This window comes from Colwellia psychrerythraea 34H (assembly GCF_000012325.1).
Lineage (GTDB): Bacteria > Pseudomonadota > Gammaproteobacteria > Enterobacterales > Alteromonadaceae > Colwellia > Colwellia psychrerythraea_A.
Map to the genome: position 1 here is coordinate 2,880,844 of NC_003910.7, position 20,075 is coordinate 2,900,918.

Consider the following 20,075-nt stretch of genomic DNA (forward strand, 5'->3'; position numbering starts at 1 on the left):
TATTGTTCTAAAAAAAGAAGGTAAAAAAATAATGAAGTTGAGCTAAAGCTCTATCTTATCAGTTTTATCACTTAGGCGTGCGATATTAGACTTTATCAAAATCTAAATATAAACCTGAATGGCGTTTAACTTGTGCCGTAACCCCTTGTTGCCAGACCCGTTGATTAGCAGCAATGGTTAACTGCTTTTTCGCCCGAGTAATACCGGTATAAAGTAATTCTCTAGATAATAACCTACTACCACCTTGTTGCTTACCTTGTTGTAAGGTCTGCTGCTCAGATTGTGTAGCTGAAATAACCATAGCAACATGAGAGAACTCACTACCTTGGGTTTTGTGGATGGTCATGGCATAAACACTTTCAAATTGAGGCAAACGTGAAGGTAATATCTGTCTGATTGTTAGCTGTGATGTTTCTGTACTCTCATCCACTTTACTTTCTGCACTCTTACTTTCAAGAGTGGTATCTTCAAAACACGCCATAAGATGTGTTTTACCTGCTTGGTCGATCACTTTCCAGATAATACCTATATCACCATTATATAAACCTAAGCGGTAGTCATTCTCATTTATCATAATAGGCTGACCATGATAAAGCGTTTGCTGATGCTGCTGATAAGGTGCGTTGTTTTTACCTAAATAGCTTTTGATCACTTCATTAAGTCGCTCAACCCCATAATCACCTTGTCTAGTAGCACATAAGACTCTAAATTGTGATAATAATACAAAAGCATCGCTCACAGTAGAACAATGCTCAATCGGTTGATAATATTGCTTCACTAGCGGTGCTAACCAAGTAGTAAGATCCCCTTGGGCAAGTGTTAACTGGCTCGGTTGCTGCTTTTGGCTTTTATCTCCTTGAAGATAGCCTGCTTGAAGATAGTCTCCTTGAATGAAACCTTCTTGAGTGCTCTGACTAAGAGAATCGTTAAGCAGTCGCCAACTACGTTTAACATCCCCTTTTATAACGCTATTAGCAATCAGACCAATGCCACCTTTCCCGTCAAACCGTCTTGATTTAACTAAGAAGGTTAAGTAATCGAAGCTGCTTTGTTCAGCGCTTTGACTAGGTAGTCTATGCGCTGAAAAATAATCGCTAACTTGAGCTGGCAAAAGTTGACAAACTTGAGCTAAATATTGTTCATTCTCAAGACTAAATCCACCATGTGGACGAGGCGCTATGTCGGCTAACACGCTACCGGCAGCTACCGAGGGTAGTTGGTCAGCATCACCTAATAAGATGACTTTAGCCGTGTCTTTTAACGCACGAAAAACTCGGGTCATTAAAGGTAAATCGACCATAGACACTTCGTCAATAAGCACAATATCATAGGGTAAGCGATTATCTTGGTGGTGCCTAAAGTTTGGTGAGTTTGGCAATACTCCTAATAAGCGATGAAGTGTTTGTGCCTGCGTGGGAATTTCAGCGAGCACTTTGTCATCAATCAAATTTTTAAAACCAGAGATTGCATTCACAATAGACTCTGACAAGCGTTGTGCTGCTTTCCCCGTAGGCGCAACCAATGCAATATTAAGAACAGCTGTGCCCTGCTGTTTTTGCTGTGCTACTTCTGCCTGCTGTTTTCCTGTTTTTGCTAACCCCATTTGTTCTAACATAACCAAAGCGGCTAATAATTTAGTAACGGTATAGGTTTTACCTGTACCTGGGCCGCCAGCAATAACACTAAAGTTTTTATTAATGGCATTCGCTACCGCGACTTTTTGCCAATCAATTTCTAATGATTCGACGTCTTGCGCTTCTACTTGAGCTAAATCATTAGGGAATAACTTGCCTATACACTGACCAATGCTGTCATTATCATACTGGCACTGCTGCAGTAACCGCGCATGAATGGCTTCGCCCAAATCACTTTCAAACTGAAAATAACGGCGCAAATATAATTTATCATGTTGAAGAACCAATAATTGTTGATCAGATGCTAAAATATTTAGCTCGCTTAACATCACTTGCAGTTGCGTTAACGGCGCAAAAACAAAACCAGCGTGACTGAGCTCTTGAGTGTGTTCCTCAGTAAGTCCTTCACTATCTTGCTGATTATCTTTATTTACATTATTTTTTTTCTTGGTGGAGGTAAAACCTTTGCCCCAATGTTGATCTGCAACCTCACTCAAAGGTAAACAACTGTGCCCTGCGCGTAGGCTGGCACTTAAGGCTAAGAACAAATGGTATAAGTTATGTTGGCAACTTATATTAGCCGTTGTATCAGATCCTGATCCCGCTGTATCTTCTGTGAGTGATTGATTATTTGTTAGAGCTGTTAACGGACTGAGCATTTCTTTAGCAAAGAAATAATCAATCGCTTCAACACCTTGGATAGTGTCTTTTACTTGGCTAAAACGGCTGTATACTGGCTTATTCATACTATTATCAACCATGCTACGCTTCCTCATTGCATTTTTCATTACTTTCTTTATTAGAGAAGAGCGCATCTAAATTATTGATTTCTTGCTCTGTAATTTTTCGATAATAAACCCCTGCACCTTTATGTTCAGGCTCAGTTGTCATACCACGTAGATATAAATAATACACACCACCAAAATGCTGATTAACATCATAATCTACCAAAGTTTGTTTTAAATAACGATGTAATGCTAATGAGTAAATTAAGTATTGTAAGTCATAATAATTTTTCTCAACATTATCGAGCAATGCATCAAACTGATAATCTTGAAAGCTATCACCTAAGTGACTAGATTTATAATCACACAGATAATATTTCCCTTGGTATTCAAAGATCAAATCGATAAAACCATGCATCATGCCTGAGAGCTTTTTATAGCTAGGTAACATTACTGGATATTTTAAGGTGTTGTTTAATGTCTTGCTTATCCCACTATTCCGACCAGTACTAATACTATTGCCAGTATCAGTACGCTCTGCCCTATTTCGGTGATCGGTTAGCAAATTAGCTAAAGCGTTAGTACCCTCGCCTTGCATAGGAAAATAAAACTCACTTTCACGTAGCGTTCTATTGAAAGCAATATCGGCTAGACAGCCAGCATTTTCACTATCGGTAGTGAGTGCACTGTGGTGACTCGAAATGAAAGGTGCGCTAATCACTTGTTCTAACCACTGAATTAAATCATCTGAGGTAAATGAAGTACTTATACTGTTAGCGTTACTCGCGTTTAACTCACCATAGGCTAATAAAGGTTTTTCCAGACTCTCTTGCCAATCTGGTTCAGAAAAATCAGTTTGCTCTAAAATATCGTGTAATAAGTTACCCGTATGAGCACCTTTGGATAATTTAAAGCAAATTTGCTCAGCGCTAAGTAGTTCGATATCAGTATGTTCGGAATCAGTATCTAATTGCCTGTTCGCTATGTCAGTAGTATCTCTATCTGGATTAGAAACACCTGCATGGCGGATATTACGGCTTAAGGCGGTAAATGAACTCAACCACCAATCTCGCTCTATCTTACCAATGAATTTACTGACTTCGGTATTGGCAAACTCTTGTGGGCTATTTTTCGGTTGATGTAGCGCGGCTTCATCATTTTTTTCAAGGTAAAGGTCAATAGAACAATCAAGTGATACTTCACGAATACCAATAGCGTGCTCAGCACTTGCCTTAAGTACTTGCAACGGTTTAATGATGCTCTCTTGTTCTTGAAACTGCAGTGTTTTGCCTAAAGGTGATAGATGATATGCATCAAAGGCGCAACACAGTACGTAACATCTTCGTTCGGCTCTGGTTATCGCCACATAAAGCAAACGGATACTTTCGGCATAAGCTTCATTACTCATAGCTTTCTTGGCTTCTTTTGAGCCATCAAGACTTAAACACAGCTTACCGTTTGCATCGTGGTATTCAAGATAACTCACTGACTTGTTGCCAAACTTCAACGGATCTTTATGACGACAAGCAAATGGAATAAAGACATAAGGATATTCAAGTCCTTTAGAGCCATGTTGAGTAATTAAACGAATAAGATCACCATCACTCTCTAAACGTAGCTCGGCTTCAACATCATTGGTTTCAAGGTGACACTGCTGTTCAAACCAATGCAGAAGCTCTTGTCCTTGACTTAATCGAACACTAGCCGCTTGTAATATCTCAAATAAATGCAGCACATTGGTTAAACAACGATCTTTATTGTTTTGAGGAACATCAAGCAAGTTGTGCATCAAGTTTATCGCCATGGTGATAAAACCTTGTCGTTGCCATTGCGTTCTATAATCAACAAAAGCAAACTTCAACGTTTGATAAGCCATTTCGTCTTGCTGTAATTGGTGTAGCTTTTTAGCATCAAAACCTAATAATCCACATGACAGTGCGGCAACAAACAATCGTTCATTTTCAGGTAATAATACCCCTTTGAGTAAACCTAATAATTGCTTAGCTTGCTGAGAATGAAATAAATTAGCTCTATCTGATAAGAAAACGCTATCAAGCCCCGCTTGTTGCAGGGCATGTTTAATATCTCGCGCTTCAGCACCATCTCTGACAAGTATGGCGATGTCTTTTGGATTTACTTTACCTGTTTGCTCTTTCGAGGCCAACAGAGTCACTATTTCATTCGCACACCAGTTAGCCAACATAGGACGACTACCTTGACTAACTTTGTCACCTTGCGGGTTAGTATCATTGGATGTTTCATCATTAGTAAAATGAATAAATTGCAGTGCTTTATCACTGTCTAAGATAACTTGTTGGGCTTGGGCCGATTTCTTTCCTGCTAGTACTGGTAAATAAGGTATGCCAAAACCAAAGACACTCTCACTTTGTTGCTTATTTACTTCGTTAGACACCGTTTCTTCAGATGAAGACCCATTACGTTTGTAGGTAAAAAACTGGTTATAACCTTCAATCATTTGTGGCGTTGAACGCCAATTAGTATCCATCAGCCAGTGGTGGTCGCAGCCGCTACGTGCATTGAGATAGGCAAAAATATCACCACCACGAAAACCATAAATAGCCTGCTTTGGATCGCCAATAAGGAATAAACCGGCATTAGCTTTTTTAGCATTGTCGCCGTAATAGATCGATTGTAATATGCCGAATTGCTTAGGGTCAGTATCTTGAAACTCATCTATTAAGGCTACAGGGTATTGTGCGAGTAGCTGTTTAGCGAGTAACTGAGAATGTTCATCACCTGAGCTATCCGACTGAAGACAATTAGCTAATGTATTAATAAGATCGTCAAAGTCTAATAAATTAAGTGCTTTTTTCTGCTCAATGACTTGCTGTCTAATAATGTAAATACCAGACTTAACAATGCCGTACGCTCTAGCTTTGTTGATATTGTTCGCTATTTTCTTAACTTGTTCTTTAACTTCTTTTACCGGCGCAAAAGCTTCTAGTAACTCAGCTTTATAGGTCGATCTTGCATAACGTTTGCCATCAAAAAAACCATCTGGCATTTTTACCTTACCCTCGCCAACATCAAGCAGTGATAACTCTTTGCTGATAATGCTCTCAAGCCAGATTTTTAATTGAGACAACTCATCGCGTCTTTTTTCTTGGTCTGCGCCCTTTTTAACCAGTATTAAGCCATTTTCAAATAAATCACTGTTGGCCGTTAATGTTTGCGCTGCCAGACGTACTAAGACAATAAATTCAGCCTCAATACTTTCGACATCCACAACGGATAAAGTGCTGGTGTGACCTATGGCTTTACTAAAACTGGATAAAAAGCTATCTGGTGTTGCCCAATAACTTGCTAGCAACATAAAACACTCATGATCAGACTTAGCTAAACTGCGATACCAATCTTGGCAAACTTGTAGAGTTATTTCAGACGAATTGGCTGCCATATTGGCATTGAACGGTAAACCACTGGTAAACGCATATTGATTTAATACCCGCTGACAAAAACCATGAATAGTAAAAATAGCTGCTTCATCTAAAAACAGTAGTGCGCGTTTGAGTAAAAATTCTCGCTGTTTTTTTTCAATACGTTGAGCAAGTGTGGCAAAGTAAGCGTCTTTTAAACACAAACTATCCCAGTCACTGAGGGCTAAACGAATAAAAGCATCAATTCGCCCTCGTAATTCTTGAGTCGCATCTTTGGTAAACGTCATTAACAATATTTGTTCAACCGTTAACTCACGTTCAAGTAATAAGCGTAGATAAATACGCGTAATATTATAGGTTTTACCTGTACCAGCACTGGCTTCAATAAGATGTTTACCCGTTAACTCAATGGTCGCTGCATCAAGATTTTGTAGTGTTACTTCTTGATGATTATCTTTAGTCGCTGTTTGTTGAGAGTCTGAAGTATCAAATTGAGTCATTATTTAGCCTCCTTGCTTGGCTTAGCAGTCGTTTTACTCGCTTTCTTAGCGGCTTGTTTGGCGACTACTTGATATAAGTCTTGATAGATAAACTCAATGTCAGCTTGGTGATTATGATACTGCGGACATTCTGGCCAAAAATAGCTAAGGTAATCATCATCACTCAAACCACGCGTGCTCATATCACCTATCCATAAACCTTCAAAACGTGCTTGTGTCATCTCGACGAGTTGCCCTCGTTTTTTAGTAAATACCTGATCTGCCAATTCACCATTTAATAACAATACCTGTTGTTGACCTTTGAAAAACATCTTAACAAGATTAATCAATTTTGATTTTGCATCAGCAATGTTTGCCACATTGAACTGCTCTACTTTCTGGGCTTTGGTGTTAAAATATAAACCAATAGTTTCAGTCACTTGCTGTAACCTTTGATTGTCATCAGTAATATTAGTTTCATTGGCAATAGCTTGATCTTGCCATACCTGTACGACAAGTTGCTGGAAATACATAACAAACTTATCTTTGGCTTTGGCACTTGAGCTACGATAGTGCACTAACAAATTATTCTTCACTGCTAATTTCGTATTTAGTGAAACCCTAATTTTTTGGGCGCTAGGTCCATCAACTTCAGTACCGTCAATATCTAGCACTAGATTGCAATCGATAAGCTCAGGATTCTCACAGTTAACTTTGCTAATTTCTTCGCTAAATTGTTGAACATCCAGCTGATAATCTTTAAATAGATTAGTTGTAGTCGGTAAATCAGGGAACTTACCTGATAAGTGCGCGCGGGTTATCACCTGTTCAGACCCATCTTTATTTGATGGAGACTCTATTGTTCCAGTTAATGCGGCACTGAGTAAATCTTGTCGTAATAAATAGCTTTGTAAGTGATTAACGCTAAAGGGTTCGACATCTTCAAGTAAGACATCGTGATTCTCAAAATATAAATTAAGTTGCTGCTGGGCAAACATTTTTGCAGGATGCTGATAAAAACGTATCAACTGCTGGCAAGATAAACTGACCTCAACCGTTTGCTCTGGTGTTACAGCCAGACTTTCAATAGCAAGCGTAGAACCTTCTCCCATGCTCTCGTCATTATCGCTATTGGAACTTTGTCCTAGCGCTAACCAATTAGCATCAAAACTTGGCCAAGTTCCTCGATAGTTATTAGGACTAAAGGCTTGCATGGCTAATTGATAGATACCTGATTGATTGCTTTCGGCATTGGTATCATCATTGTTATTATCAGAAGTGAGCTGCTCTTCTGAAAACTGCCAACCGTAACCTTGTGCTAGATATTCCATTAGTTCTTTTACAACTAATGACGGTTGTTTTTCATTATTGTTTTTGATGTTTCGGCCTTGATAACTCAGGTATAACGAGTTTCTTGACGAGATTATAGCTTCAAGAAATAAGTATCGGTCATCCCCACGTCGTGATCTATCGCCTAATTTAGCTTTTGACAACGACATAAGATCAAAACCTAAGGCTTGTCGTTGTCTAGGGAATTCTCCATCATTCAACCCCAAAACCGCGATTACCTTAAACGGAATACTACGCATAGGTAACATAGAGCAAAAGGTTACCTGCCCGACCATAAACTGCTTACTGGCATCACCTTGGCTAAAATGTTGGCTTAAATAATCAACCACAATTAATAGTGATATATCATCTTCAAAATGAGCGTGGTGACAATGTTCGACCAGGCCTGCAATTGCTTGCTCAATCACCATCAGGCTATTTTCATTACTGACGTTGTCGGCATCGACTCGGCTAAATAAATGGCTTAATTGTTCAAGTAAAAAAGTTTGCCATTGTATCGCGGTGCGAGATCTTTGCAGATTTTCACTAAAGTAATGTAATTGTTCGATAAATAACATTAACTGACCGAGTAAGATGCTGTCACTACCTTCAACATTACTCAATAACAGTTGTTGTTGATAAATTTGTTCGCTGTCGGCATAAGCAAAACCACGAAGTAAACGTGACAAGCCTTGTTGCCAAGTAAATGAAGCGTTTGCTTGTTGCCCTAACAATGATTGTTTGTGGGTTAAGTCTAATCCCCAGTGTACCGTGGCTTGTTCAAGCCAAGCAGAAATTTTAGCTAAGTCTTCGCCGTTAATCGAAAAGTTATTAGCCATGGCAGGTAAACGTAAAAAAGATAACAATTGTGAGACACCAAAGCGGCTATCCGGCAATGTCAGTAATTCAGTAAAAGCGGCTACTAGCGGGTCACTATCTTTAGCACTGCGATCAGCAATAGAACAAGGTAGTGGCGGCACTTCACCTGCTATGTCTTGCCAACCACGGGTAAATACGGCATTTACATAGGGGGCATATTGTTCTATTTGTGGACACATAACCAAGATATCTTTAGGTGTTAAGCTTTTGTCTTGATTAAATTGATGCAATAAATAGTCATGTAGTGCTTGGACTTCCCGTAATGCGCTATGACAACTGGTGATCACAATTGAATCATCATGTTGTACTGCTTTGGGAGTGATGGCTTCATCATCGGGAGATCTTGCATCAGACAGTTCAAGAATATCGTTTTGCAGCTGATGTAAAACACTCGTTACGTCGTTATTATTACTTATTGCTTGGGCACTTTTAGCTTGCTCAAATAACTCAACATCGATGGTACTGTAATCTTGTAACATTGAGATAAACTCGCGCCCCTGCTGGCCCAAGTTGGCTAATAACGGATTACCGACATAGCTATGTACATCCAATTCCTCGGGTAAAACGCCATCAGACCATTGTGATAACTTATTTAAGGCGTATTTTTCAGTAACGACATCGCCCCAATACGAGAAACACGGGTTAAGATGAAAGAAATGTACTTCAACATGCTCACTTAGGGCATTAATAAAATTCAACCACATTGGTGCCATGGTATTAAGACCAAAAAAACTAATACGCGGTGGAATAAGCTCTTTTTTGTCCTGAATGTTAGCAATAGCATCATGCATTAATTCAACAGGATTATAAGGTAATTGGGCAATTAATAATCGCCACAGCTTGCCTTGCCATTTATGCTCACTGGCTGATATTTTTTCTAAGCCGTCTAGTTCAAAATTTCCTTGTTGCCAATTGTCTAACCACTGCGGTCTGAAAATCAAATACTGCTCATATAAATCGGCCAATTGTGTGGCTAACTGATACCGTTTTAGCTGTGCATGTTTGCTATCATTAACTGTATTATTATCCTCTTCGTCTGTCGTATTTTCGCCACGCCAATAGTGCGTAGCTTGACTAAAATCATCATCTTCTACTACAGAATCTAGCGCTAACAGTGCATGTATACGCCAACAAAGCACCTCCCTTGAATAAGGTGACTGTTCAGGCACCTTCTCATCACTAGCCAGCGACCTTATTAGCTTCCATAGAAACTGAGCTGGTAACGCGTAACGCATATTCATGCTAATACCGCGTTCTTGTGCAATGGCTAAATTAAGCCAATGCTGCATACCTGCATTTTGTACCACAATGACTTCTTGATTAAATACACCTAGAGGGGAAAGCTGGGAAATTTTGTTGAGCAAGAGCAACAAGTTTTCCATTTTGTTGGCAGGATAAAGATGGATCAAGATAATGCCTTAATGGTTTGGTAAAAGGAGAAAACTCCCTAAAACAGGGTAATTAAAATACGTTATAAATTGAGTAATAAAACTAGGGTCTGTTGATCTTTCGCGGTTAAATTTTGTTCGAGATAAAAGCGTTTTAATCGCGGCGAGTAGTGTGTAGCCTAGTCACTCTAAGCAAATTCTACTCAACAATGAGTAAGGCGCTTTTAGCCGAATCCTTCGGACAGCGTTTGTTGGACATTTTTACGGCGTTATCACCTTTTTATGTGGAACAACCACATGACAAAGGCTCTGCCTTGTATAAATACCCAACAAACCGCTGCAAAAACAATCTCGAAAGTTCAACAGACCCTAGGATAAATTTAACCATAAGGATATAAAGAATACGAGTAAAATTAATAATATATCGAAGAAAGTCTTCTATTAATTTTTAGCTATAATTTACACTTTTTAACAAAGATATACATTGTTTCGACAGTTTGTCGACATTACTCATACTGAACTAAATTCAGACTTTGGTTAAATTTATATTCATCGAATCAGCTCCTGAATTATCATTATGAATTTATACCAAGCAAGCTTTTTAAACGCTGTACGTCAGTTCCCTGATAATACCGCATTGTATACCGAAGATAGCAACGGTAAAGCCAATAGTGCACAAGTAAAAAAATTTACTTATCGAATGTTATTTGAATTAAGCCAGCGTTGGGGAAATTATATTGCTCACCTCACTAATAAACATAACAAAGAACAGCAACCCGTTGCCATTTATGGTGGGAGACAATGGCAGATGTATGCTGGCATATTAGCGATTTTAAGCACCAATAACGCCTATGTTCCGCTTAATAATAAACAGCCCGCCAATCGTATAAGCAAAGTATTGTCACAAATCGATAGCCAAGTGCTGCTTGTTGCTGAAAATGAAGACCCGTCTGAATTATTACAATTAACTGAATCTTCTTTACTCGTCATTTACTTAGGCGCTGATACTCCCTTATGGTTAACAAAAAACTGGCATCACCAATGTTTTAACATTGACGAAATTGATGTCGCAGTGGCTGCGACAATGTGCTCTTCTTCGACTCCAATACCATTATCTACACTAGCAAATAGTTCTACCCTATTATCAGAGCAATTGAACGACGCTGATTTCAAGCTAAATACAACGAACCAATATGCCTATATTTTATTTACGTCTGGTAGTAGTGGAGCCCCTAAAGGTATTGCCGTTAGCCATGAAAACATTGTCAGTCACCTTGGTAGACTCGATGAATTATTACACTTAACAGCAACGGACAAAGTGAGTCAATTTTTTGAATTATCTTTTGATCTCTCTGTACATGACATGTTCAGTTGCTGGAGCAAAGGTGCTGCTCTTTATGTTATCCCGAGTGAACAGCTCATGTGTCCGATAGCATTTATAAAACAACACCAATTAACCGTGTTTTCAGGCGTTGCTTCCGTGCTTTCATTTATGGATAGACTCAGCTTACTCAAATTACAACAACTGCCCCATCTAAGAGTTAGTTGCTTTGGTGGTGAAAAGTTATTAACCAACCAAGCCCTTAAATGGCAACGATGTGCTCATAATAGCCGCGTGATAAATATTTATGGTCCAACTGAGTGCACCATTACAGTTACCTATTATGAATTGAGCGATAGCCAAACCATCAAATCCGCCTCAGTGCCTATTGGTAAAGCCCTACCTGGCTTATCTGCGATATTAGTCACCGATAATAAAAAAATCACCTCAGCCAATACCTTAGCCGAATTGTACTTAGCTGGCGATCAGCTTGTTGACGGTTACTTTCAAGATGCCGAGAAAACACAACAAGCTTTTATTACCTTAACTACCTTAAATTCCAACGTAGCAGAAGCATCTATACGCTATTACCGAACGGGTGACATTGTCTATTACGACGAACAGCAAAACATCGTTTTTCACGGCCGTAATGATCATCAATTCAAAATATCTGGACACAGGGTTGAAGCGGCAGAAATTGAAGACGCTATTGTTAACTTTTCAAACGACATAACTTGGTGCGTAGTTTCAACACAAACCGAAATCGCGGGTAACACAAAAATCATGGCTTTTATCGAGACAGCACTGATATCAAACCCTGCTCAGCACTCAGACGATTCAAATCAGCAAATGATTAGTCAATTAAGAAAACATTGCTTACAGCATTTACCTGCTTACATGGTGCCTGATGAATTTAACCTCTACGCCTGCTTGCCCCGCAATATCAGCGGAAAAGTAGATATCAAGGCGCTGCTTAATAATGACGAACAAGCATCTGCCACTAACAAGACCAGTAATCAATTATCTCCCAAAGAGGCTACACCATGTTAATACAGCAAAGCATTATTCATTTTATCGAAGAAAAGTCTCATTGCCCCTTAACTGATTTAACCGATCATTTACTCGGCACGATAAAGTCATTTGATTTTATGATGTTAATACTTGAACTTGAGCAAAAATTCAATTTGAAGTTGCCTTTTGAACAAGCGTTATCAGCCAACTTAAAACAAATAGATCAGTTCATTAGCTGGGTTGAACGTCACCATGACAGTTAACAATTCAGAGAAATTAGAGTCTAGTGTTATGGAAAGTGTGCCGCTAATGTCATTTAAACAAAAGTCACTCAGTAAGTTATTGAGATTACTGCTTGCAGGTTTAACCAAGCTAACAAGAAATAAGCGTAAAACGCTGATCAAACATATCGGCAAAACCCTATTATATTTTGCTAAAAAAACACGAGTGAGAGCGATAAAGAACATTACTAAGGCAATGCCCGAACTGAGTATGAAAGAAGCCACCAATTTAGCGTTCGATGCTTATGGTAATTGCGCCTTCGGCGTGGCTGAATCTTTTTGGCTTTGTGAGGTTGAACCTGACATTTTCTGTGACGAGGATACTTTACGTATTTTACAATCAGGTCAAGGGGCGTGTATTGCAACTATGCATTTGGGTTGTTATGAAGCAGTGCCATTAGCAGTAGCCAAGTTTGCTAAAGAATCTGTTACCTTAACCAATATTCCGCGCTTCTTAGCAGACTCAATGGACTTTTATTCTGCCGTTAATATTACCGCTATCAATAAAAATTCAAGCAGTGCATTTAGTGAGCTATTAAAAATGTCAGGTGGTAATGCTTATCTTTCTTTGCATTGTGATCTTTATGCAAACCAAACAGACGTAACCTTCTTTGGTCAAGAAACTAAGGCGCCCGCAGGTATAGCGTTATTAGCAAAGATGACCAATAAACCTCTCCTGTTAGCTTACGCGGTTTATCAAGGAGACGGACAAGTACAAGTGTTTTTTGAAACCTTATACCTAAATCCAAACCTAACTAGTCAAGCATCAGAAGAGCAAGAAACTGAACCAACTGTTGAGCAAATAATGGCAAAAATTTACCGACGGTTTGAGCAAATAATCAAACAATACCCAAATCAATGGTATTGGTCATATAACCGTTGGAAAAATTAAAACTCATGACACAAGTCAGTAAAACAATAGCAAAACCAAGCGGTAACGCTAACCTATACTCTCGGCTATTCTCTTATTATCGAGTATATAAAAAACTTATCTTTATTGCATTAGCTGGTCTATGCCTTTTCAGTTTCGTTGATGCCGGTATGATTTATTTTGTTAAACCACTGATTGATCAGGGTTTAAGTAAAGCCGATAGCCACACCCTACAATTAGGCGCTTTATTAGTTGTAGCTATATTTTTCTTGCGTGGTATCGCAAGTTTTACTTCAAGTTATGCTATTGCGTACATCAGCAGTAAAGTTACTTATCGTATTCGGCAACAAGCTTTTGACAAACTATTGTATTTACCTCGCACATATTTTGATCTAAATAGTCGCGGCAGCCTTATTTCAAAAATAATTTATGATACCGAGCAATTATCACAATCTTTTTCAAGTGCAGTGGTTATTGCCATCAGAGAGTCGGTCATCATTCTGGTATTATTTTCTATGATGGTTTACAACAGTTGGCAATTAACGGCAATATTTTTAGTGATAGTCCCCATTATCGCGCTAATTATTAATAAGGTTTCGAAACGATTCAAAAATATTAGCCATAAACTTCAAAACAGTATGGGACAAGTAAGTAACAAAACAGAGCAAGCCATTTTGAATCAACAAGAAATTGTTTTACTCGATACTAGAACACAGATAAGCGCACAGTTTGAAAAAACAAATAATAATAATCGCCAACAAAATATGAAACTTCAGGCGACAAGTGCCATTAGTAATCCTGTTATTCAGCTTATTGCTTCTTTCGCTATTGCTGCTGTGTTATTACTTGCCAGTATTGACCAAGTATTAAATCAACTCACCCCAGGCAGTTTTACCTTAATATTAATTGCCATGGGCTCACTACTTAAGCCACTAAAACAACTCAGTAATATCAATCAACAATTACAAAAAGGCTTAATAGCTGCCAAGAGTTTATTTAGTTTTTTAGATCAACAAGAAGAACATGATATCGGCACAAAACAATTATCAAAAACGTGCTCAAACATACGCTTTAACAATTTTTCTTTCACCTATCAGGGGAAAACACAGCCCGCACTCTCTAATTTTTCATTGCAGATTAAAGGCGGAACGAGTGTTGCCTTTGTTGGTGAATCAGGCAGCGGTAAAAGCACTTTAGCCCGCTTATTATTGCGTTTATATCAATCGCCAAAGCAAAGTATTTTAATTAATGATATTGCCATTGAAGACTATAGCTTAAGCTCCCTTAGAGCACAGTTTGCCTTTGTTTCACAAGATATTGTTTTAATAGATGATACGCTGGCAAACAATATTAGCTTTGGTTGTAATCGCGATGTAACAGACTCAGAGATTGAACAAGCAGCAATAAATGCTAATGTGATGGCTTTTGCTAAAGAGTTGCCCTTAGGCTTAAATAGCGAAATAGGTGAAAATGGTCGAAATTTATCTGGTGGACAAAGACAGCGTATAGCCATTGCTCGTGCTATGTTGCGCGATGCGAGCATTATCGTATTAGATGAAGCGACATCAGCATTAGATAATCACAGTGAAAAACATATCCAACAGGCCTTAACGCGCTTAACTCAGCATAAAACAGTGCTGATCATTGCCCATAAATTATCAAGCATTCAACATGTTGATGAAATTATCGTCATCAATAAGGGTAGATTGATAGAACAAGGAAATCATAAAACCTTACAGGCTAAAGCAGGTTATTATCAATCGCTATATCAAAGTCAATAAATTAGGTTTATTGAATAAAATCTAAGTGCCGTTGATAAAAATCACCTAACAAGGGTACTTTGTATTCTTTTCCTTGAATAGCAGCATAAATACCTACTATCCAGCCTAAAAAGACACCTATGTTTAGTACCCATCCCACTAAAGGGATCAATGAAAGGATTGCGCCGGTGATAATGAGACCTAACGATTGACGTAAATGAAAGCTTGCTAATGATGATTGGTGCTTATCATAAATAATCAGCGCAACTATCCAGCCAATTAGAGTAAAGTAGCTTATCACAGCCACCAAAACAGCCATTCTATAACGCTCAGCTAGACTCAGTTTTCGCTCAAAAATATTGTCATAATCACTTGGGATATTTGGCATAACAGGTTCTCCATTTATAATGTTACGTAAAAATCCGCCTAAGTAATGAGTGCTATTCCTACATAAAATAAAGATAAAGTTTAACTTAGGCTTACTTTAAACTTAGAAGATATAACGCCACTCGACAAGGTAAATATCTTCCCTGATCCCTAGACTACTGGTTAAATGTTTCAATTATATGAATAAAGGTAATGAAAAATATTTTATGATTAATTTTTCAAAATTTGGAGGAACTGTTGATAATGTTGCTGCATAGTTAATGCTAATTTATCTTGGTCATTGGTCGATAGCGTTTGATAACACAGGGTATTATAACTGGTGCTCAATCGAGTAAAGGCAATGGCTAACTCTGGATACTGAGCTCTTACCTGTTTTGCAAAATCATTAACTGTCATTCCTGCCGGTTTTTCCATGCCCTGCTTTGCTAATTGAGCCAACGCTTTTTGATAAACTAGCTGCCACTTAGATAATACTTGCTGTTTTTTCTTAGTGCGATTTAACAGATGCAAAAACAACATAAGCGTAGCCATACTGATAATCAATGAAACACCAATAATTAGTGCAAATTTCCACGAAGCCATCTTGCCAAATAGGTTTTTAAATAAGTTATATTGTTGTTTGGTGGTAAAACCAATAACCCAACGGGTCCATTGGTAATCAAGGGCATCAAATTGTAAACGTAAAGCGTTCAACAGCGCACTATTCTTTAATTGATATAAACTGATTAAATTATTATTAAGTGCTGATTGCTGCTGTAGAAGTTCAGACGACCAACCAGAATTAACGCGCTGGGGATCTACTGCACTCGTTGGGTCAATACGAAGCCAGCCCTTATCTGCTACCCAAATTTCAGACCAAGCATGCGCATCATATTGGTATACGCTCAAGTGCCCTATTGAGTTTGATTGTTGTGCATCCTCACCATTATATTCGCCGCCTAAATAGCCCGTAACCATACGTGAAGGAACACCTGAAGCGCGCATTAAAAAGGTAAAAGCACTAGCATAATGAACACAAAATCCTGATTGGGTGTCAAAAAAGAATTGGTCCAAGCTGTTATTTTCAAGGAGTGGTGGTTGTAAGGTATATGAATATTTTTCCTTGTTGATAAATGTTAATACTGCTTGTGCCCTGGCTTGCACATCAGCGTAGTTGTGCTGTAATTGCAGAGCAAACTGCTCTAGCCTTGGATTACTCCCCGCAGGAAAACGCAAGTTAACCTGCTTACTTTTTTGTGATAGCTCAAGGGCTAATGGCGCAGTTAAATAGCTAGTTAATTGATAAGATTTAGCTTGGCTAATAATTCTTGTGCTGCGAAAGGTGAAGCCAGCTTGAGCATTGATGCCACTTTTGTCACCTGCGACAACTGCCGGCGTTAATGCAAATAGATATTTCTGATAACTCGGCTCTACAATAACTTGATAATTTAAGGGCAAAACATATGTTGTGCTCGCATCAAACGTTAAAGGTTTATCACTTGAGTTGTTATCTGAACTCACCGCTTTATTTGATGGTGTTGTTCTCGACGCCTTTTGTCTACTCCACTGTTTACCGTCGTAATCTTCTAACACCATTGCACGCCAATATAACTGTGAATAAGCAGGCACTTTTTGGCGGCCAAAATCAGCGCGAAAGGCCAATTTAGTAGAACGCGTTAAATTGGCGATATCACCAGGTTTAACAGTGTCAGACAAACCAGTTTCAGCTGACTTTGCCATTGGGACTTGCCAAAAAGGTGATAACCGAGGAAACACTAAAAAGAGTACAACAGCCAATAAAGTGCTCTGCCCCAATAAAATAGCCACAACTTTTATATTCGTTGCGAAAGTTTTCTCCCATGAGAAAAGTTGTAACAACACCGCTAAATTGATAACCAATAAGATGAAAGTTATAAGGGTAAAAGCTAAATCTTGCCTAAAAATAAGCGAAGAGGCCAGCACAAATAATCCCAAAAGTAATAGTTGATAAAAATCACTTCGGGCTTTTAATTCAAAGGCTTTGAGTACATAAGAAAAACAAAGTAAATGCAGCATACTTGTAAGTATGCCTACTTCTTTTGCCGTAATCGCAATGGCTAAGCAGCCCAATAAGGCAAAAATTCCGAGTAATATAGGTGCAACATTGAAGGCCCGTTGCCTATTATGATGCGTGTTTAGGTCATTATTGTGGCGACGATTAGGATATTTACCAGTACTTTTGTTATTACTCGCTTTAACTCGGTGTCGGTTTTGATGTAATAAAAGTGCCTGCCATACAAGTGACAATGAAATAATCGCTAGCATCCAAGTACTTAATTCTAAGGCGATAACTGCAATGTTTAAACATTGGCATAACCAGAGTAACCAAGCATTTTTTCTGCTTAAGCTAAAGTTTATTGTCGTTTTATTCTTGCCTTTACCCAGATAGCCCGAGGATGGCTGAGTATTTTTCATCTTGAAGAAATTCATGAATATAATGCCAGTGCTGTTAAACAAGCTTGTTGGTGATTATAGCCAGCGTTAGGTGAGATATTCATTGACTTATTATTGATATCGGTAGAAAGCGCTAACCCAAAATGTTGATTGGTTGCGGTTAATTCATTGACTAGATAACACAAATAAGACAATTGCGTTTCTACATCATTACTTGGCATGTCATCAAGTTTTAACCACGTTAATTGACCTTGGCTTGCTTGATAATGTTTAGAATAGTGACCTTGCCCTTTGGCTAACTGCTTCCAAGCGGTTCTGGCTCTCGATTCTCCTATGACAAAGCTTTTAAGTTCTGAAAAATCATCGGTACCCACTAAATTAGACGTTTGATAACTTTCTATACTCGGTTCGTCTGAATGAGCAGACAACTGATATTGACCGACAATTAAGTTGGCTGGTTTAGGGTAAATAATGGCGAAGTGGCCAAAATCTAAAAGTGTCTTACTTTTAAAGAAACCTAAAGAATACTCACTAAATACGGTGACTCTACCCAAGTTGTGCTTGCCACGTTTAGATGATTTATATGATAAGTTAATTTCTTGACTGCCCTGCGGACATTGGCCGATCTTTTCAACTTGGCTATTTAGTGTGCGATCGGTAAAATGAACATTTATATCATAATGCGTTTTTACCGAGCTTATTTGAATAGGAAATTTTAACTCGTCGCCTGCATAACCCAGTTGTTTGGCCATACTATAAAAGCGCAATTGTGAAAAATTATAAAAGCTATGTAACATCACACTAATAAATAAACTCGCCAGTAAGTAACTAAATAATAAAATGATATTATTTTGATAGTTGGTTCCCAATAAAAAAACCAGCACAACAAATCCTAGATACGACAAACCAAAGCGTGTTGGATATATCATGATATTACGGCTGTTTAGTTGATGTTCTTTCCTATTAGGGATCCTGCGAGAAAGCCAATGCTCAAAGGTTTTATCAACCAGTTTTTTGATTGATTTTGGCAATGAAAATATTGTCATTACTCCCATAAGTAGACCTTATGAATAACCAAGGGGGTTTAACACATCAACACAGTTAAGTATTTGATTCGCCACACTAGCGCTATCAACCTGATTCGACCCTATTTTTTGGTTCGGTTGCATTTCTAATCTGTGCTGACAGACAACATAAAATACTGCTTGCACATCATCAGGTAAAACATAATCACGATTATCAATAAAAGCCATTGCTTTAGCCGCTTGTAATAATGCTTTTGATGCTCTTGGTGATAACGGTTTACAGTTAATTTCAGGCGAATTATCCCATGCGGTGTTTGCAACATTAGCTTGACCACTATAAGCACGTCTACTGACATGACTTAAGGCAATAACATAATCAAGCACATCATTTGATACGTTAACCTGAGTTACTGCTTCTTGTATGGCAATAAGCTCTTCTTGTTCGATCATCGCCTCGTTATCTACCTTCACATTTTTTGATGTTTGATTTGTTCGCTGACTCATATTCAATAAAATCTGCTTTTCAGCTTTTAAGTCTGGGAAACCCAAAGATAATCGCATCATAAATCGATCTAGTTGCGACTCAGGTAAGGGATAAGTTCCAGCATGAAAGAGTGGGTTTTGAGTAGCAATCACAAAAAATGGCGTAGGTAATTCATGGGTAATACCATCGATACTGACTTGTTGTTCGGCCATGGCTTCAAGCAGTGCGCTCTGTGTTTTTGGACTCGCTCGGTTTATTTCATCAGCAAGTACCACTTGATTAAATATCGGACCTTTGTGAAGTTCGAAGCGATTAGTCTCTTTATCAAAAATTGAAAAACCGACAACATCAGCCGGTAATAAATCATTGGTAAATTGGGTGCGCTGATAACTTAAACCCAGTGTGGTTGCTAATACATGAGCCAGTGTGGTTTTACCCATACCGGGTAAATCCTCTATTAATAAATGCCCTTGGGCAAGTAAACAGGCAAGCGCTAAACGACACTCTTTGGGTTTACCTAATACTACGGTTTCAATTTTATGTAAAATGGCATTAATGGACTGCTGGCTAGCTTGGATTTGATCGATAACGGGCGGCGTTTGAAGCATAAAAAAACGTCTAATTATAAAGAGTTAATTAGACGTTTTATCATGAATGAAGAATAAAGGGAATTGTTAGCCCTTATTAGCTT

The 20,075-nt window shown here is 38.4% G+C and carries 12 protein-coding genes; 5 read left to right on the plus strand and 7 right to left on the minus strand.

What is annotated here, in order from left to right:
* Positions 1 to 85: 85 nt before the first annotated feature.
* Genes recD through recC form a run of 3 tightly spaced genes read right to left on the minus strand, consistent with a single transcriptional unit; the run spans position 86 to position 9,853 of the window.
* A complete protein-coding gene (recD, locus tag CPS_RS12335) occupies positions 86 to 2,395 on the minus strand; it encodes an exodeoxyribonuclease V subunit alpha (RefSeq protein ID WP_011043573.1) in 2,310 nt (769 codons plus the stop codon).
* Position 2,396: 1 nt separating this feature from the next.
* Positions 2,397 to 6,257 carry an exodeoxyribonuclease V subunit beta gene (gene recB, locus CPS_RS12340; protein WP_011043574.1) on the minus strand — a complete coding sequence of 1,287 codons (3,861 nt, stop codon included), beginning with the start codon at positions 6,255 to 6,257 and terminating at the stop codon, positions 2,397 to 2,399.
* Positions 6,257 to 9,853: an exodeoxyribonuclease V subunit gamma gene (gene recC / locus CPS_RS12345; RefSeq protein WP_011043575.1), complete on the minus strand. Its 3,597-nt coding sequence runs from the start codon at positions 9,851 to 9,853 to the stop codon at positions 6,257 to 6,259. The genes recB and recC overlap by 1 nt, the downstream gene beginning before the upstream one ends.
* Before the next feature lie 149 nt (positions 9,854 to 10,002).
* Between recC and CPS_RS24130 the strand changes: the two genes are divergently transcribed.
* From CPS_RS24130 to msbA, 5 genes are all read left to right on the plus strand, one after another.
* On the plus strand, positions 10,003 to 10,230 hold the full coding sequence (locus CPS_RS24130; protein WP_011043576.1) for a hypothetical protein: 228 nt from the start codon (positions 10,003 to 10,005) through the stop codon (positions 10,228 to 10,230).
* Between the two features lie 179 nt (positions 10,231 to 10,409).
* Complete coding sequence (locus CPS_RS12350; RefSeq protein ID WP_011043577.1) at positions 10,410 to 12,203, plus strand: AMP-binding protein; 1,794 nt, start codon at positions 10,410 to 10,412, stop codon at positions 12,201 to 12,203.
* The gene (locus tag CPS_RS12355) at positions 12,197 to 12,427 is read left to right on the plus strand and encodes a hypothetical protein (protein ID WP_011043578.1); all 231 of its coding nucleotides are present in this window, start codon (positions 12,197 to 12,199) and stop codon (positions 12,425 to 12,427) included. The genes CPS_RS12350 and CPS_RS12355 overlap by 7 nt, the downstream gene beginning before the upstream one ends.
* The gene (locus CPS_RS12360; RefSeq protein WP_049757869.1) at positions 12,417 to 13,337 is read left to right on the plus strand and encodes a lysophospholipid acyltransferase family protein; all 921 of its coding nucleotides are present in this window, start codon (positions 12,417 to 12,419) and stop codon (positions 13,335 to 13,337) included. The genes CPS_RS12355 and CPS_RS12360 overlap by 11 nt, the downstream gene beginning before the upstream one ends.
* 5 nt (positions 13,338 to 13,342) lie before the next feature.
* The gene (gene msbA, locus CPS_RS12365; RefSeq protein ID WP_041737726.1) at positions 13,343 to 15,097 is read left to right on the plus strand and encodes a lipid A export permease/ATP-binding protein MsbA; all 1,755 of its coding nucleotides are present in this window, start codon (positions 13,343 to 13,345) and stop codon (positions 15,095 to 15,097) included.
* A 7-nt stretch (positions 15,098 to 15,104) separates the two neighbouring features.
* On the opposite strand, the gene CPS_RS12370 is transcribed toward msbA, so the two are convergent.
* The 4 genes from CPS_RS12370 to CPS_RS12385 all read right to left on the minus strand — a co-directional run bounded on the left by CPS_RS12370 (position 15,105) and on the right by CPS_RS12385 (position 19,992).
* Positions 15,105 to 15,464, minus strand: coding sequence for a DUF4870 domain-containing protein (locus tag CPS_RS12370; RefSeq protein WP_011043581.1), 360 nt, complete (start codon positions 15,462 to 15,464; stop codon positions 15,105 to 15,107).
* 209 nt (positions 15,465 to 15,673) lie between these two features.
* Complete coding sequence (locus CPS_RS12375) at positions 15,674 to 17,896, minus strand: transglutaminase TgpA family protein (RefSeq protein ID WP_138140372.1); 2,223 nt, start codon at positions 17,894 to 17,896, stop codon at positions 15,674 to 15,676.
* An 11-nt stretch (positions 17,897 to 17,907) separates the two neighbouring features.
* The gene (locus CPS_RS12380; protein ID WP_011043583.1) at positions 17,908 to 18,921 is read right to left on the minus strand and encodes a DUF58 domain-containing protein; all 1,014 of its coding nucleotides are present in this window, start codon (positions 18,919 to 18,921) and stop codon (positions 17,908 to 17,910) included.
* 18 nt (positions 18,922 to 18,939) lie between these two features.
* Positions 18,940 to 19,992, minus strand: a complete 1,053-nt coding sequence (locus CPS_RS12385) for an AAA family ATPase (RefSeq protein ID WP_011043584.1) — start codon at positions 19,990 to 19,992, stop codon at positions 18,940 to 18,942.
* Between the last annotated feature and the right edge of the window lie 83 nt (positions 19,993 to 20,075).

Bases quoted from the DNA above. Each gene is read 5' to 3' on its own strand.
- recD (WP_011043573.1), bottom strand. From the start codon at position 2,395: ATGGTTGATAATAGTATGAATAAGCCAGTATACAGCCGTTTTAGCCAA.
- CPS_RS12375 (WP_138140372.1), bottom strand. From the start codon at position 17,896: ATGAAAAATACTCAGCCATCCTCGGGCTATCTGGGTAAAGGCAAGAAT.
- CPS_RS12355 (WP_011043578.1), top strand. From the start codon at position 12,197: ATGTTAATACAGCAAAGCATTATTCATTTTATCGAAGAAAAGTCTCAT.
- msbA (WP_041737726.1), top strand. From the start codon at position 13,343: ATGACACAAGTCAGTAAAACAATAGCAAAACCAAGCGGTAACGCTAAC.
- CPS_RS12380 (WP_011043583.1), bottom strand. From the start codon at position 18,921: ATGACAATATTTTCATTGCCAAAATCAATCAAAAAACTGGTTGATAAA.
- CPS_RS12350 (WP_011043577.1), top strand. From the start codon at position 10,410: ATGAATTTATACCAAGCAAGCTTTTTAAACGCTGTACGTCAGTTCCCT.
- recB (WP_011043574.1), bottom strand. From the start codon at position 6,257: ATGACTCAATTTGATACTTCAGACTCTCAACAAACAGCGACTAAAGAT.
- CPS_RS12385 (WP_011043584.1), bottom strand. From the start codon at position 19,992: ATGCTTCAAACGCCGCCCGTTATCGATCAAATCCAAGCTAGCCAGCAG.
- CPS_RS12370 (WP_011043581.1), bottom strand. From the start codon at position 15,464: ATGCCAAATATCCCAAGTGATTATGACAATATTTTTGAGCGAAAACTG.
- CPS_RS12360 (WP_049757869.1), top strand. From the start codon at position 12,417: ATGACAGTTAACAATTCAGAGAAATTAGAGTCTAGTGTTATGGAAAGT.